The organism is Brenneria uluponensis, from assembly GCF_032395385.1.
Classification (GTDB): domain Bacteria; phylum Pseudomonadota; class Gammaproteobacteria; order Enterobacterales; family Enterobacteriaceae; genus Prodigiosinella; species Prodigiosinella aquatilis.
In genome coordinates this window covers 4,625,481-4,639,901 of record NZ_CP135917.1, presented here as the reverse complement: position 1 = coordinate 4,639,901, position 14,421 = coordinate 4,625,481, and the positions used below count along the sequence as shown (strand labels likewise).

General features: G+C 50.2%; 14 protein-coding genes. 6 read left to right on the top strand and 8 right to left on the bottom strand.

Features of this window, described 5'->3' with window-relative positions:
- Positions 1 to 60: 60 nt before the first annotated feature.
- Complete coding sequence (gene aaeR / locus RS889_RS21635; RefSeq protein WP_021014100.1) at positions 61 to 1,005, bottom strand: HTH-type transcriptional activator AaeR; 945 nt, start codon at positions 1,003 to 1,005, stop codon at positions 61 to 63.
- A gap of 420 nt (positions 1,006 to 1,425) precedes the next feature.
- Here aaeR and aaeX point away from each other — a divergent pair, with 420 nt between their 5' ends.
- Genes aaeX through aaeB form a run of 3 tightly spaced genes read left to right on the top strand, consistent with a single transcriptional unit; the run spans position 1,426 to position 4,554 of the window.
- On the top strand, positions 1,426 to 1,629 hold the full coding sequence (gene aaeX / locus RS889_RS21630; RefSeq protein ID WP_021014101.1) for a p-hydroxybenzoic acid efflux pump operon protein AaeX: 204 nt from the start codon (positions 1,426 to 1,428) through the stop codon (positions 1,627 to 1,629).
- A gap of 7 nt (positions 1,630 to 1,636) precedes the next feature.
- Positions 1,637 to 2,584 (top strand): p-hydroxybenzoic acid efflux pump subunit AaeA, encoded by a 948-nt coding sequence (gene aaeA / locus RS889_RS21625; protein WP_315708674.1) that lies wholly within the window; start codon positions 1,637 to 1,639, stop codon positions 2,582 to 2,584.
- An 11-nt stretch (positions 2,585 to 2,595) separates the two neighbouring features.
- Positions 2,596 to 4,554, top strand: a complete 1,959-nt coding sequence (gene aaeB, locus RS889_RS21620) for a p-hydroxybenzoic acid efflux pump subunit AaeB (RefSeq protein WP_315708673.1) — start codon at positions 2,596 to 2,598, stop codon at positions 4,552 to 4,554.
- Between the two features lie 59 nt (positions 4,555 to 4,613).
- Here aaeB and glpD read toward each other — a convergent pair whose 3' ends face one another.
- The 6 genes from glpD to RS889_RS21590 form a co-directional block, all read right to left on the bottom strand.
- Positions 4,614 to 6,113 (bottom strand): glycerol-3-phosphate dehydrogenase, encoded by a 1,500-nt coding sequence (glpD, locus tag RS889_RS21615; RefSeq protein WP_021014104.1) that lies wholly within the window; start codon positions 6,111 to 6,113, stop codon positions 4,614 to 4,616.
- A 279-nt stretch (positions 6,114 to 6,392) separates the two neighbouring features.
- On the bottom strand, positions 6,393 to 7,253 hold the full coding sequence (locus RS889_RS21610; RefSeq protein ID WP_315708672.1) for an L-ribulose-5-phosphate 3-epimerase: 861 nt from the start codon (positions 7,251 to 7,253) through the stop codon (positions 6,393 to 6,395).
- Positions 7,254 to 7,262: 9 nt separating this feature from the next.
- Positions 7,263 to 7,916 carry a 3-keto-L-gulonate-6-phosphate decarboxylase UlaD gene (locus tag RS889_RS21605; RefSeq protein ID WP_315708671.1) on the bottom strand — a complete coding sequence of 218 codons (654 nt, stop codon included), beginning with the start codon at positions 7,914 to 7,916 and terminating at the stop codon, positions 7,263 to 7,265.
- A gap of 10 nt (positions 7,917 to 7,926) precedes the next feature.
- A complete protein-coding gene (gene ulaC / locus RS889_RS21600) occupies positions 7,927 to 8,397 on the bottom strand; it encodes a PTS ascorbate transporter subunit IIA (protein ID WP_021014107.1) in 471 nt (156 codons plus the stop codon).
- The gene (gene ulaB / locus RS889_RS21595) at positions 8,394 to 8,714 is read right to left on the bottom strand and encodes a PTS ascorbate transporter subunit IIB (RefSeq protein WP_021014108.1); all 321 of its coding nucleotides are present in this window, start codon (positions 8,712 to 8,714) and stop codon (positions 8,394 to 8,396) included. The genes ulaC and ulaB overlap by 4 nt, the downstream gene beginning before the upstream one ends.
- A gap of 16 nt (positions 8,715 to 8,730) precedes the next feature.
- Positions 8,731 to 10,128, bottom strand: a complete 1,398-nt coding sequence (locus RS889_RS21590; protein WP_021014109.1) for a PTS ascorbate-specific subunit IIBC — start codon at positions 10,126 to 10,128, stop codon at positions 8,731 to 8,733.
- A 452-nt stretch (positions 10,129 to 10,580) separates the two neighbouring features.
- Here RS889_RS21590 and ulaG point away from each other — a divergent pair, with 452 nt between their 5' ends.
- From ulaG to glpE, 3 genes are all read left to right on the top strand, one after another.
- Positions 10,581 to 11,645 carry an L-ascorbate 6-phosphate lactonase gene (ulaG, locus tag RS889_RS21585; protein WP_021014110.1) on the top strand — a complete coding sequence of 355 codons (1,065 nt, stop codon included), beginning with the start codon at positions 10,581 to 10,583 and terminating at the stop codon, positions 11,643 to 11,645.
- Between the two features lie 253 nt (positions 11,646 to 11,898).
- Entirely contained in the window at positions 11,899 to 12,654 is a 756-nt protein-coding gene (ulaR, locus tag RS889_RS21580; protein WP_021014111.1) for an HTH-type transcriptional regulator UlaR, read from the top strand.
- A 76-nt stretch (positions 12,655 to 12,730) separates the two neighbouring features.
- Positions 12,731 to 13,051, top strand: coding sequence for a thiosulfate sulfurtransferase GlpE (gene glpE / locus RS889_RS21575; RefSeq protein ID WP_021014112.1), 321 nt, complete (start codon positions 12,731 to 12,733; stop codon positions 13,049 to 13,051).
- A 51-nt stretch (positions 13,052 to 13,102) separates the two neighbouring features.
- Here the strand turns inward: glpE and RS889_RS21570 are convergent, their stop codons facing one another.
- Positions 13,103 to 14,401 (bottom strand): MFS transporter, encoded by a 1,299-nt coding sequence (locus RS889_RS21570; protein ID WP_315708670.1) that lies wholly within the window; start codon positions 14,399 to 14,401, stop codon positions 13,103 to 13,105.
- Positions 14,402 to 14,421: the final 20 nt, after the last annotated feature.

Here is a 14,421-nt window from a genome sequence, read left to right as displayed (position 1 = left end):
ACTGAAAGATGTTAAAAGCCGCTTAACGCGGCTTTTTTACTGGGCAGAGCATGCCAACAGTTATTTCACTGGTTGATCAGATAGCGGGTTCTCCTGCCGATAGCCCTGATATACCAGGGCGACTTTCTTGAAGTATTCCGTCAGATAGTTAATACATACCTGCACCTTAAGTGGCAGATTGTCTTTGCGTGTATACAGTGCATATACCGGACGCGGATCGGAATGATAACGGGTAAACAGAATTTCCACGTCCCCCCGTTTAATATCGTCAAGGACCCACATCAGAGGTGTATAGGCGATACCTGCGCCGGTTTTCAGCCAGCGGATCAAGGTTTGGGAGTCATTGGTGACGAAACGCCCCTGCGGCGCCAACCGGGTAGTAATGCCTTCCGGCGCAATCAGCTCAAATTCGCTGTCTGGCCGCACACTGTATTCCAACCAGGAAAAGTTAGCGATGTCGGCAGGTTTTTCCGGTGTACCATGTTGCGCCAGATAGCTTCTGGCGGCACAAACCACCATCGGCATGGTACCCAGCCGGGTGGAAAACAGGCTCGAGTCCTGTAGGGCACCGACACGAATGACGATATCCAGACCATCGGCAATCAGGTCGGGAGCTGGAATACCGGTGACCAAATTAACGGAGAGCCCTGGATATTCTTTCAACATTTCCGCCGTCATCGTGGCCAAGACATTTTGTGCCATGGTGGAAGAGCTGCCAATGCGCAGTGTACCGATGGGGGTGTTGTTAAAGGCATAAAGTTGTTCGTGCACTTCACGCGCTTCGTGCAGCATCCTGCGGCATCCATGATAGTAAATCTTTCCTCCTTCCGTCAGCCCGATACTCCGCGTGCTGCGATTCAATAGTTTGATCTGTAGCTCATCTTCCAGTTTGGTAACTGCCTGGCTCACGGCTGAAACACTCATTTCCAACTGGCGGGCGGCGGCGGTAAAAGAGCCGAACTCCACTACCTTGGCGAACACCGACATGCTTTTTAGTCGTTCCATTGTTAACCCTGGCTTAAAAGTGATTTAGATCACACTATGTAGATAAGACAATAGTAAGTCTCCATAATATGGCTTGTCTAACAATGATGGGCCGGTATTAACAGACTTCCTCCCGACTGTTGTTATCTCGATAGACTAAACGCTGATTTAACATCGCATTAATTATACCCAATATATTTCGCGTTGCAGGAATGTGGCCTGCCGCGGCCTCAAAGGGGTGAGGCTCAGGGATGGGGCGAGTAATTCCGCGCAACTGCAACTTGCAGAATGATGGGAATATTCATTAAGTCAGTACCTGTAATCACCCTTATTGTCGGTTTACTCCGCACCGGGTCTGTGAGTTGTCATGCTCGCGGAGGATCGTTTTTTGTTTTAGTCGACAAAGTGCATTGATCAGCAGAATAAATAAGGAAAAAGAGGATGGGTTCACTCCCGGTCATGGTGCTGTTTGGTTTGTCTTTTCCACCGGTTTTTTTTGTACTTCTGGTATCACTGGCACTGTTTTTTGCCAGCATCCGCCTGTTGCAGCCTACCGGTATCTATGACGTTGTCTGGCATCCCGCACTGTTCAATACCGCCCTGTTTTGCTGTCTGTTCTATCTGTTATGCCGTTTCGGTCTTTGAGGTCGCTGTGAAAACACCCGCTATAACCATCATCATCAAAAAATTCGGTCGTGTGGCGATAACGCTGGCTTTCGTGCTGTTTGCGGTAGTCGCGTTGGTTCGTCTGTGGGCGTTCTATACGGAATCGCCCTGGACGCGTGATGCAAAATTCACTGCCGATGTTGTGGCAATTGCGCCCGATGTCAGCGGTTTACTGAAAGAAGTGAAGGTTCACGATAATCAGCTAGTGAAGCGGGGTGATGTACTGTTTGTCATCGACCCGCTCCGTTATCAAGACGCGGTGGCAGAGGCTGACGCTGATGTCGCTTACTATCAGGCATTGGTGGCAGAGAAAAAGCGGGAGGCAAACCGGCGTCTGCATCTTGGCGTGCAAGCGATGTCACAGGAAGCGATCGACCAGTCTTCTAATGAATTGGAAACCGTCACGCATCAGTTGGCGAAGTCAGAAGCGGAGCTGGCGCTGGCAAAGCTCGATCTGGACCGGGCTGTCGTGCGTGCTCCGGCAGATGGTTGGGTAACCAATCTCAATGTGCAGGAGGGAGAATATATTACCCGTGGGTCGACTGCGGTAGCGTTGGTGAAAAAGGATTCTTTCTATTTGCTGGCCTATCTGGAAGAAACCAAGCTGGAAGGGGTTCGTCCCGGTTTTCGGGTAGAAATTACCCCGCTGGGAAGTAACCGTATTCTCTACGGTACGGTAGACAGTGTGGCGGCGGGGGTTAACAACAGTAGCAGTGATATCGATACAAAAGGTCTGGCGACGGTGGATTCCAATCTGGAATGGGTTCGTCTGGCACAGCGCGTACCGGTAAGAATCAAACTTGACCAACAAATGGGCAATCTTTATCCGGCGGGGACGACTGCCACGGTGGTGGTGACCGGTGATCAAACGCGAAATACTAAATCAATGTCACCTTTGCTGAAGCTGATGCATCGACTACGTGAATTCGGTTAAGCGATATGATAATGAAAAGTCCCGTTTTTCCCCGATTTCGCTTCGCCTCTAAACTTAGCTTTTCCATTGTGCTATCGCTGCTGCTCGGTTTTTATTTGCAGTTGGAAACGCCACGCTGGGCAGTGCTTACTGCGGCTATCGTGGCGGCGGGCCCGGCATTTGCCGCCGGGGGCGAGCCTTTCTCCGGTTCGATTCGTCATCGTGGAATATTACGTATTCTCGGAACATTTCTCGGTTGTATTGCCGCAGTTGTCATCATTATTGCTACTGTTCGTGCCCCGTTGGTGATGCTGATACTCTGTTGCTTGTGGACCGGCGTTTGTGTTTGGATCTCCTCGTTGGTCAAGGTGGAAAACGCCTATGTGTATGGACTGGCGGGTTATACCGCGCTGATTATCATTGTCACGACACAAAATGTCCCTTTGGAAACACCGCAGTTTGCCGTGGAACGTTGCAGTGAGATCGTGCTGGGGATTGTCTGTGCAATTCTGGCGGATCTGCTGTTTTCCCCGCGATCCATCAAGCAAGATCTTGATCGTGTGGTGGGGGATTTGTTGGTAGACCAATATCGATTGATGCAGCGCTGCGTTAATGGCGTATCTAAAGAAGATCTGGATGCCGACTGGAGCGCGCTGGTGCGTAAAACCCATACCCTGAACGGGATGCGCAGCCATCTGATGCTGGAGTCCTCCCGCTGGCAAAGCAGTAACCGCCGTCTTAAAACGATGCTGACCCAATCCTGGATGATGATCACCCATGCCTGTGAAACCTATGTGGTTTTGCAAGATAGTACAATGCCAGTGAAAGGTGGCCTTACCATAATACTGGAACAACCAGCGTCGTCTCCGGCTGATGTTCATAAATATCTCAAGCAGCTCCGTCATCTGGTGGTTGCCAGTCATAGTGAAAGCCTACCGTCAACACTGGCGGGGTGGGTGGGGGCGGCGACCCGTTATCAATTACTGGCAAAGGGAGTACAGGCTAATGCGCGTATCAGTCGGGTGGAAGCCGAGTTGCTGGAAGAGGATGCCGCGATTAAGGTGACCTCGGCAGAGACTCACCACGCAATGATTAATGGTTTGCGTACCAGTGTAGCAACGGCCCTGGGCTGTCTGTTCTGGCTGAGCACTGGTTGGACGTCCGGTAGTGTTTGTATGGTGATGATTGCTGTGGTGACGTCATTGGCGATGCGATTGCCGAATCCCCGGATGGTGGCGAAAGACTTTATGTTTGGCACGTTGTTTGCGCTCCCTCTGGGGGCGCTAATGTTTATGTTGGTGCTGCCATCCACCCAGCAGAGCCTGTTCCTGCTGTGTCTCAGTCTTGGCGGTATGGCATTTATCATTGGCATTGAAGTACAGAAGCGGCGATTGGGGTCATTGGGGGCGCTGGCCAGCACGATCAATATTCTGGTGCTCGACAATCCGATGACCTTTAATCTTTCTCAGTTTCTGGATAATGCCATCGGCCAAATCATTGGCTGTTTTCTAGCATGGATGGTGATTCTGCTGATCCGTGATAATACCCAGATACGCACCGGACGAATGCTGCTGAACCGTTTTGTTTATGGTGCGGTTCTGGCGCTGACAACCAACAAAACCCGACGTAAGGAAAACTATCTGCCAGCGTTATACCAGTATCTGCTTTTGTTGTTGAATATGTTTCCTGGTGATATTGCCAAATATCGTCTGGCGTTGTCGTTGATCATTATGCACCAGCGATTTCGGAAACTGGACATTCCGGTCAGTGAAAGGCTATCTGCCAGTCATCGCCAGATGCGGGCCACGGCGGAACGGGTGATGGATTCTTCCCGTGATACTTTGCGCAGTCGCTATTTCGCGCAGTTACTGGACGAAATGGCCGACTATCAGCAAATGTTGCGTGAACATCAGGTGGACGAAAATGTAACATTATCGGTAGGGCGTCTTACCGCTATGCTACATCGTTATAAACATGCTCTGAGCGGTTGAATCCGGGTGTGGATAACGGTCCACCATCGTGTGATGGCAGACCGTCATTGTTGGGCTAGTTAACTAGCTTGTGCGATCTGGCTTCGATAGGACTCCAGCCAGGCACTAACGCGTTGTCGCTGGGATTCATCCAGCCACATGCCCAGTTTGGTACGCCGCCATAACGCATCCTCCATCGTAATAACCCATTCATTATCCACCAGATAGCGCAGTTCGGCTTCATACAGGTTATGACCGAAATGTTCACCTAATTCACCAAGGCTACTGGCATTGCCCAGAATTTTTTCGCTATTGCTGCCGTAAGTTCGGCTGTAGCGGCGCGCCAGACTTTCCGGCAGATTGTGACGACGGCGCAGTTTAGCCGCATATTCATCACGGCTACCGTTGATATCACCGCCCGGCAGTATGGCATTTTTCGTCCAGGCATTGCTGGCGTGCGGATAATATTTTGCCAGTTTGTCCATCGCATGTTCTGCCAGCTTGCGGTAGGTGGTGAGTTTGCCACCGAAGACCGACAGCAGCGGTGCCTGCCCATGTTCGTCCGACACGGACAATGTATAGTCACGGGTTATGGCTTGCGGTGAGTCGGATTCATCGTCACACAGAGGACGCACACCGGAGTAGCTCCATACTATGTCTTCACGTGTCAGCGGTTTCTTGAAGTGATCATTATAAACATCCAACAAATAGTTGATTTCATGGTCATCAATATGGACCTGCCGGGGATCACCGTGGTATTCCACATCGGTAGTACCAATAATTGAGAATTCATCCTGCCACGGGATCACGAAAACGATACGGTGATCTTTATTTTGCAGAATGTAAGCCTGTTCCCCATCATGAACCCGGGGCACGACAATATGGCTGCCTTTAATCAGACGGATACCATACGGGGAAGGCAACTCCAGCCCTTCGTCAAAGAATTGTCTGACCCAGGGGCCGGTGGCGTTAACCAGCCCTTTTGTTTGCCAGTGATGAGTTTCGCCATTAAGTGTATCGATGGCCTCGACTATCCATAGCCCTTGCTCACGGCGGGCGCGAGTGACTTTCATGTGATTACGGACTTCGCCACCGTGACGTACTGTTTCCTGAGCGTTCAGCACGACCAGTCGGGCATCATCCACCCAGCAATCTGAATATTCGAAACCGCGTGTCAGTTCGGGTTTCAGAACTGACTCCGGGCCAAAACGCAGGCCATTACTGGAAGGCAAACTGACACGTTTACCTAAATGGTCATACATAAACAAGCCGGCACGAATCATCCAGGCCGGACGCAGATGTGGTTGATGAGGCAGGCGAAAACGCATCGGAAAGATGATGTGTGGTGCCATTTTCAGTAACACTTCACGTTCAGAGAGGGCTTCTCCCACCAGACGGAACTCGTAATGTTCCAGATAGCGCAAGCCACCATGAATCAGTTTGGAACTGGCGGATGAGGTAGCGCTGGCTAGATCTTGTGCTTCCAGCAGTAGAACAGACAGCCCGCGTCCGGCGGCGTCTGCTGCAATGCCTGCACCATTTATTCCTCCGCCGATCACGATCAGATCTTTGGTTTCCACGTTGTTTCCTCCGCCGTAATAATAAATGTTCGTTTTCGCTCATGATAGTAATCGAAAACAAACATGATAGCCAAGTGTTAACCAGATAAAAACATTTAAGCGTGATGGGAATAACAATTTGTTAGCTATTCCTTTATAAATCTCAGGGATATTTCAGCGGGTTACGATATGAAAAGCCGCAGTCACTCAATGTGTGTGATAGCGGCGAGTTATCTGAGGCAGGGGGAGGTCAGCGGTCTTATGCCTAGGGACCATGCTTGAAGCTAACATGTTTCTCCATCAGGCGGTCTCCTCGACTAACAGGCCAGCCTGGCTCATCTGTTGTCTTACCCAATCACGGGCCGCTTTTATCTCTTTGATGGGATCCGAGGCTGTTTCGCTCCACATTTCAATCAGGTAAGGGCCACAGTAACCGGATTCCCTTAGCGTTCTGAAGCAACGTTCGAAATCCACCACACCACTACCGAATGGGACATTTTTAAATATACCGGGACGGGTGTCTTTGACATGTACCGCAACAATATGACCTTTACCCGCCTGCAACTCCATTTGCACATCGTTATCCCAGGCAGACAGATTGCCGATATCCGGATAGAGCTGAAACCACGGATTGTTCAGATAGTTGGCGTATCCCAAAGCCTTACTGATGGAGTTCATCAGCGGATAGTCCATAATTTCCATGGCCAGAGTAACCTGAGCCCGGCTGGCCATTTCCACTGCCTGTTGCAGTCCGTCGCGGAAACGTTCACGGGTGATGTTGTTGGCTTGATGGTAATACACATCATATCCTGCCAGTTGAATGACGCGGATACCCACATCCTGTGCAAGCGCAATAGCCTTGCTCATAATCTCCAGTCCCTGATGACGAGTGGCGTTATCTTCGGACCCCAAAGGAAAACGGCGGTGTGCGCTCAGGCACATGGACGGCACCCGTATGCCAGTCGCTGCGACAGCGTTGACCAGTTGCAGGCGCTGCTCACGATTCCAGTCAAGTCGTGCCAATCGACTATCACTTTCATCCACCGACATTTCAACAAAATCGAAGCCCAGTTCGCCGGCCAACTGTAACCGGGCCAACCAGTCTTCACCGGGTGGCAATGCCTTTTCGTAGATTCCGAGCGGTACGGTTCTCGTGAGCATGGTTTTCCCTTAACCCCAGAGCTGGGCAATACTGCGTTTGAATTCGCGCGCAGCCTGCACGGGATCGGCGGCATCGCGGATACTGCGGCCAGCAATAAATACATGAATCGGGATACCGCGGAATAATGGTAAGTCTGCCAGCGCCAGCCCACCGGTAACAGTCACTTTGAAGCCCATATCCGCCAGCCGCCGGATGGCTGTGATGTCGGTATCGCTCCAGGCGATACCCGCCGCTTGCGCGTCTCGGCTACGGTGATAAACCACTTGCTGGATACCGGCTGAACGCCAGGCGTGTGCCTGTTCCCAAGTCCAGAAACCGGTCAGTTCAATCTGTACATCTCCTTTGAATTCGCGGGCCACTTCCAGTGCGCCGGTTGCTGTATTGATGTCTGCACAGCAGATCACCGTGACCCAATCCGCATTGGATTCAAAACACATCCGGGCGAGTATTTTGCCGGCATCGGCGATTTTGGCGTCTGCCAGCACAATCTTGTGCGGGTAAAGTGCTTTCAGATCCCGTACGGCACGGACGCCCTCGCCAACACACAGGATGGTGCCGACTTCGATAATATCCACTTCTTCGGCAATCAGCCGAGTAGTCTGGTAAGCGTGAGCCAGCGTCTGGTTATCCAGCGCCACCTGTAACATCGGTAACTGAGACATGGTTTTATCCTTAACAGGTTGCCGCCGCAGCGGTTTGATCAATTAAATCCAGCACGTCCTGCTCGGTGCGGCAGGCACGCAGGCGGTCAAAATTGGCTTCATCTTCAAATAGATTGACGATTTGCATAATGCCCACTTCTTGATGGGTGTTGGCATCAACTGCCGCCAGCGTAATCAGGATGTCGACCGGGTCATTGTCTTCATGATTGAAAATCAGCGGTGTTTTCAGCGTTACCAGAGCAAAACCGGTTTTTTTTACTCCCTCTTCCGGGCGGCCATGTGGCATGGCCAGACCGGGAGCAATAACGAAATAGGGGCCGAAACGCTTCACGCCATCCAGAATGGCCTGGTAATAGCGCGGTTCCACCACATTGGCATCCACCAGCAGATCTACGCCGACCTTCACGGCTTCCTGCCAGGTTGCCGCGTCTACTTGCAGACGTATTGAGCGGTTCTCAGCCAGTGAGTCTCGTAATTTCATGGCGTCTCCTGCTGTTTGAGATCGGCAGGAAAATGGGCGCTTATCACGTCCATCAGCTTGGGGCCAAATTCTGTAGCGGAAAGCATGTTGCGTACACCGACCACATATTTGTTCCCACTGACCGTAATGTCGTCCGCCATCTGTGTAGAGGCGATGATGATATCTGCGCCGCTTAGTTCAGCTTTGTATTCCCCCACGGCGCAACTGTTCATCGTGTGGTTGACGCCTTGCTGGGTCAGAAACTGTCCGACTTTCATTTTCATAATCATGGAGCTGCCTTGACCACAGCCACATACCGCCAGAATTCGAACTGTCATGATGATGTCTCCAGAATTAGTTCGCTGTTGATTCAGCGAGTTTCTTTTCAGCGTCTTCTTCAGCACGCAGTGAGCGGCTGGCGAAGAACATATAGATCAGTGCGATGACAATCACGACGGACATAAACCATAGGCCGAGTGTTAAGCCCTGCATAAGCGGTGGGGCCAGAATCGACCAGTCGGCCATACCCATCCAGGCACTGAGAGAAGTAAGTTTGACGGCCCAGACACAGCCGAAGATTTCAATCATTCCCATCACCAGGCAGATCTTCAGCGCAGCGCGCCAACCGCCAAAATGGTTGGCAAATACACCGATGGTGGCATTGGAGAAGAACATGGGAATGAAGCCGGGGATGATCAGGATGGGAGAACCAATGCCAATCAGCGTGGCGACGGCAATTAACTGGCCGACGGTTCCCCACATAAAACCCCACACCACAGCGTTGGGGGCAAAGCTGTAGATGGCAGCGCAGTCAATGGCCAGCACCGCGCCTGGAATCAAGCGTTGGGAGATACCATTGAATGCTTCGGACAACTCGGCCACGAACATGCGTACACCCTGTACGATGATGAAAATCGCTACGGCAAACTGGAAGCCGGTTTGCAGGATATAGATGGTCCAGTGGGTTTTGCCTGCCATCTTTTGCAGGGTGTCTAAACCGAAAGAAAGTAGAATGGCGCCAAAAAATACCGTCATCACAAGCGCGGTCGAGACGATGTTATCGTGAAAAATATTCAGCCAACCTGGTAATTTCAGGTCTTCAACACTTTCTTCTTTGTTACCCAGGTAAGGGGCCAGTTTGTAAGCGAGCCAAGAGGCGAACTGTTGCTGGTGGCCAATGGAGAATCCACAGCCATCTGTCACTTCCTGCGTGGGTTTATACATCATGTTGGAGGTGATACCCCAATAGAGCGACACCAGCACTGCCGTGCAGAGAATAGTGGTCCACATTGGGTAGCCTAGAATATAGAAGAATACGGCCAGCAAGCCTGCTTGCTGGAACATGATGTGCCCGGTCAACATGATGGTGCGGATTCCGGTTACCCGACGCATCAAGACATAGAGAATATTCAGCGCCAGTGCCAGCAATACGGCATAGCCGACCCAACTGTAGGCATTCCCCATGCGTTCAACCGTTGCCATCATGGCGGCATATGTGTCTGAAATCGCACCATTGATACCAAAAACAGTCGACATTTTCGCGACGACAGGTTTAAAGGTGCTGGTCAGAATGCCAGAACCTGCCTGTAGCAACATAAAACCGATAATGGTTTTGATGGTGCCTTTAATGATAACCGTGGCGCTTTTGCGCAACAGCAGATAACCAATAAGTGTGACGATCCCCAACAGCAGCGGGGCATTGGTCATGACCTGATTAAAAAAAACAGTAAAGATATTGTAGAGGGTTTCCATAAGCACTCCGTTCGGCTTTTGGTAATCCTGTTACGCGTCATATACCCGTCATCTTGAAATTCATTGGGCACACCTGCTTCACTCTGGCGCGGTCAGGCATTTTTTTGTTGGGACAGATGTACTGTAGCAATCACAAATAATCACAAAAAGGCTATTTGTGATTATTTGTGAGAAACATCGCAAATTATTATTCAAGATAAAATTGATTCTTGTTTATTGTGTTGCCTTATTTTTATTTTGATTAATATCATATATTTAAACTTTATTTGTTGCTTGGATCACAAATTTGAAAGAGCAGATATTGCATTTTTTGTGTGTGGTCTGTGAATTGTCAGCATGATTAAACAGTGATAGATTTTAATTATCCAGTCATAAGTAATCTTTTAATGATTTATTGTGATTTATAATCACTGTGCAAACACATCAAGACGAGTAACGATGAGGTTCAGACTATGAGTAAGATTGAAAGCATCACCCGTGATTCATGGATTTTGAATACGTTTCCTGAATGGGGAACCTGGCTGAACGAGGAAATTGAACAGGAACAAGTTGCACCAGGCACCTTTGCTATGTGGTGGCTGGGGTGTACCGGCATCTGGCTTAAATCTGAAGGGGATACCCATATCTGTGTGGATTTATGGTGTGGTACCGGTAAGCAGAGTCACGGTAACCCATTGATGAAAAATGGCCATCAGATGCAGCGCATGGCTGGCGTGAAGAAGCTTCAGCCGAACTTGCGCACCACGCCTTTCGTGCTCGATCCCTTCGCTATCCGGCAGATTGATGCGGTGGTTTCTACCCATGATCACAATGACCATATTGATGTGAACGTAGCGGCAGCGGTGATGAAAAACTGTGACAGCAGCGTGCCGTTTATCGGGCCGGAAACCTGCGTCAATCTGTGGGTCGAATGGGGTGTTCCACGGGATCGCTGTATTGTGATGAAACCTTTGGACGTGATAAAAATCAAAGATATTGAAATACATGCGCTAGATGCTTTCGACCGGACGGCACTGATCACGTTGCCCGCCGAGCAGAAAGCACAGGGTGTATTGCCGGATGGCATGAACAAGCGCGCCATCAACTACCTCTTCAAAACCCCCGGCGGAAATCTGTATCACAGTGGCGATTCACATTACTCCAACTACTACGCCAAACATGGTAATGAGTATCAGGTCGATGTTGCGCTGGGTTCCTATGGTGAAAACCCCCGTGGCATTACGGACAAGATGACTAGCGCCGATATTCTGCGGATGGCCGAAGCGTTACATACCCAAGTCGTGATACCGTTTCACCATGATATCTGGTCGAATTTTCAGGCCGATCCACGGGAGATTCGCGTGCTGTGGGAGATGAAAAAAGATCGTCTGCAATACGGTTTCAAACCTTTCATCTGGCAGGTTGGCGGTAAATTTACCTGGCCACTGGACAAGGACAAGCTGGAGTATCACTACCCACGAGGGTTTGATGATTGTTTTACTATAGAGCCGGATCTTCCCTTCACGTCATTCCTGTAATGGGTGTAGACATAAGGCTTGAGGCTGTCCACTTAGGCCTGTTTTAGGGGAATCATCACGTTGGGTTCCCGGCGGAAAAGCCGAACGTGGTGATCGCCCCGGTATCCCGGTTTTTTAACGGGTGGGCATTAATCCATAAGACGGCTTTTTCATTCTACGACAACCCAATGCGTATGTTTTGACAAGTTATGATTCAAATTATCGCAAGTGCTCATTATAATTGGCAGATAAGCATAATTTGGGCGGAGCCAGCATGACTGAATCACAGCGTCATAATGCCATTATTGATTTTCTGCAGCGGCAAGGGCAGTTCACCGTTGCCGATATTATTGAACAGTTCGCTATTTCTCCGGCCACGGCGAGACGGGATATCAACAAGCTCAACGAATTAGGTAAATTGCGCAAGGTACGTAATGGTGCGGAAGCCGTAAGCCTGCCGCGCCCGACATGGACGCCACTGAATATTTATCAGGCGCAGAATGTAGATGAAAAAATGCGTATCGCCAGAGCGGCGGCCGAACTTTGCCGCCCAGGGCAAAGCGTGGTGATTAACTGTGGTTCCACCGCTTTTCTGCTGGGGCAGGAGATTTGTGGCAAGGATATTCAGGTCATCACGAATTATCTGCCCCTGGCAAATTACCTGATTGACCAGGAACACGACAGTGTGGTGATCATGGGCGGGCAGTACAATAAAAGTCAGTCCATCACCCTTGCCCCGCAGGACGGAGACGCCAGCCTTTATGCCGGACACTGGATGTTTACCAGTGGTAAAGGGCTGACAGCCGAAGGGTTGTATAAAACCGATATGCTGACGGCAATGGCTGAGCAAAAGATGCTGAATTTCGTCGGCAAATTGGTAGTGGTGGTGGACAGCAGCAAGGTCGGCGAACGAGCGGGTATGCTGTTCAGTCGTGCCGACCAGATTGACGTGGTTATCACGGGCAAACAGGCGAATCCGAACATCGTGCAGCAACTGCGTGACCAGAAAGTTGACGTCATTTTGGTATAACCCCGCATTCAACTGGGTTTCCTGCCACGGTAGGTGAGTTAGAATGGTCACAGTCTGGTAACAATGAGGTTGGGTGATGGAACAATTTGAAGCGATCGATATAGAACGAGCCTATCAGCGTTGGCAGCAAGGAGAAGCCTTGTTGGATATCCGTGATGCGCAAAGTTTTGGTGTTGCCCATGTGCCCGGTGCGACTCACCTGACCAATGAAACGTTGGCCGATTTTGTTCGTCAGGCCGATATTGAGCAACCCGTCATGGTGATGTGCTATCACGGTATCAGCAGTCGTAACACCGCGCAGTATCTGCTGAGCCTGGGGTTTGAATCTGTGTATAGCATTGACGGTGGGTTTGATGCCTGGCAGCGCCGCTTTCCACAGGACGTGGTGGGAGCCTGATAATCACTCGGGTATGGCGTGTCAGCCACGCCATACCCGTCCGTCACGTACTTATTCCTGAATCGGTTTTCTGACAAACAAACCGTAGCTTAATGCCCCCAGCATGAGTAGTCCCGCGCCGAGGAAAAAGACGTCGGTAAACATACCGGTGGTATCAAGAATGATACCGGTGATGATCGGCGCACTGGCCGCCCCCAGGAAACCACCAAAATTCTGAATCGCTCCTAACGATGCCACCTGGTGTTTGGGCGCGATATCGGTTGCCAGTGTCCAAATTACGCCAGAGGGCAGTTGAGAGCAAAAATACCCTAGAGAGAGCAGTAAAATGGTGAACGTGTTGTTGTGCACAAACGGGATTGGTGCGACAAAACAGGCAGCCAGGGCCGCTCCCAGCACGATGGGGATTTTGCGAGAAGTAATGGCACTTATGCCGTGTCGTATCAAGCGATCCGAGATTACACCACCACACAAGACGCCGACGATGCCAGCAAAGAAGGGGATTGACGCAATCCAGCCAGTCTGTTTCAGGCTGAAACCCAGCGATTTTTCCAGGTAGCTGGGCAACCAGGTTAGATAGACCCAAATGGTAAACATGATTGAGAAGTTGCCCAGAATCATAAACCAAGTGGTTTTGTGCCTGAACAAGTTACTCCAACTGCGTTTATTGTCCTGTGGTTCCTCTGTTGCCTGAATAAAGGTGTTGGATGGAGTATGAATCTCTTCCTCTTCTGCCGGGGTAGGTTCACGGTAAAACTTCAACCAGGACAACAACAAGGGAATTCCCGTCAAGCCGATGGCGATAAACATGCCGCGCCATCCTAGGGTTAATAGCAATATGGTTAATATCGGGGGGGCGACAGCATTGGCGATCTGTGAACCGGTATTAATAATCGCGGTGGGTAGCCCGCGTTCCTGATCTGAAAACCAGCGATGGGTAATTTTTATACCGGATGTAAAAAAAGGTGATTCGGATATTCCTAGTAACATGCGTAATCCATAAAACATGGAATAACCATTAATAAACCCGGCCATGATAGTAACAGCGGACCATAACCCTGCAGCCCAGGAAAACATTTTTCTGGGCCCGAATTTATCTACCAGCCAGCCGGCAGGAAGATTAGCGATGGCATATGGCCACAGAAATGCAGATAGCAGCATGCCCATTTGTGTTGCACTGAAACCAAATTCTTTAGCAATAGTGGTATTTGCAATACTTAAATTGGCTCTATCGAGATAATTAATCACGGCGGACATGAGAAGAATAAATATAATTCCCCAGCGTAAGCGTGTCACTGGGGACTTTTTTACTATGGTACTATTTTCAAGGGTAGTAGAGGTCGCGTTATTCATGATGGTCAGCCATCCATAAA

What these genes read in the sequence shown, in the direction of transcription:
- aaeR (WP_021014100.1), bottom strand. Translation starts at nt 1,005, where the DNA reads ATGGAACGACTAAAAAGCATGTCGGTGTTCGCCAAGGTAGTGGAGTTC.
- aaeX (WP_021014101.1), top strand. Translation starts at nt 1,426, where the DNA reads ATGGGTTCACTCCCGGTCATGGTGCTGTTTGGTTTGTCTTTTCCACCG.
- aaeB (WP_315708673.1), top strand. Translation starts at nt 2,596, where the DNA reads ATGAAAAGTCCCGTTTTTCCCCGATTTCGCTTCGCCTCTAAACTTAGC.
- RS889_RS21610 (WP_315708672.1), bottom strand. Translation starts at nt 7,253, where the DNA reads ATGCTCACGAGAACCGTACCGCTCGGAATCTACGAAAAGGCATTGCCA.
- RS889_RS21605 (WP_315708671.1), bottom strand. Translation starts at nt 7,916, where the DNA reads ATGTCTCAGTTACCGATGTTACAGGTGGCGCTGGATAACCAGACGCTG.
- ulaC (WP_021014107.1), bottom strand. Translation starts at nt 8,397, where the DNA reads ATGAAATTACGAGACTCACTGGCTGAGAACCGCTCAATACGTCTGCAA.
- ulaB (WP_021014108.1), bottom strand. Translation starts at nt 8,714, where the DNA reads ATGACAGTTCGAATTCTGGCGGTATGTGGCTGTGGTCAAGGCAGCTCC.
- RS889_RS21590 (WP_021014109.1), bottom strand. Translation starts at nt 10,128, where the DNA reads ATGGAAACCCTCTACAATATCTTTACTGTTTTTTTTAATCAGGTCATG.
- ulaG (WP_021014110.1), top strand. Translation starts at nt 10,581, where the DNA reads ATGAGTAAGATTGAAAGCATCACCCGTGATTCATGGATTTTGAATACG.
- ulaR (WP_021014111.1), top strand. Translation starts at nt 11,899, where the DNA reads ATGACTGAATCACAGCGTCATAATGCCATTATTGATTTTCTGCAGCGG.
- glpE (WP_021014112.1), top strand. Translation starts at nt 12,731, where the DNA reads ATGGAACAATTTGAAGCGATCGATATAGAACGAGCCTATCAGCGTTGG.
- RS889_RS21570 (WP_315708670.1), bottom strand. Translation starts at nt 14,401, where the DNA reads ATGAATAACGCGACCTCTACTACCCTTGAAAATAGTACCATAGTAAAA.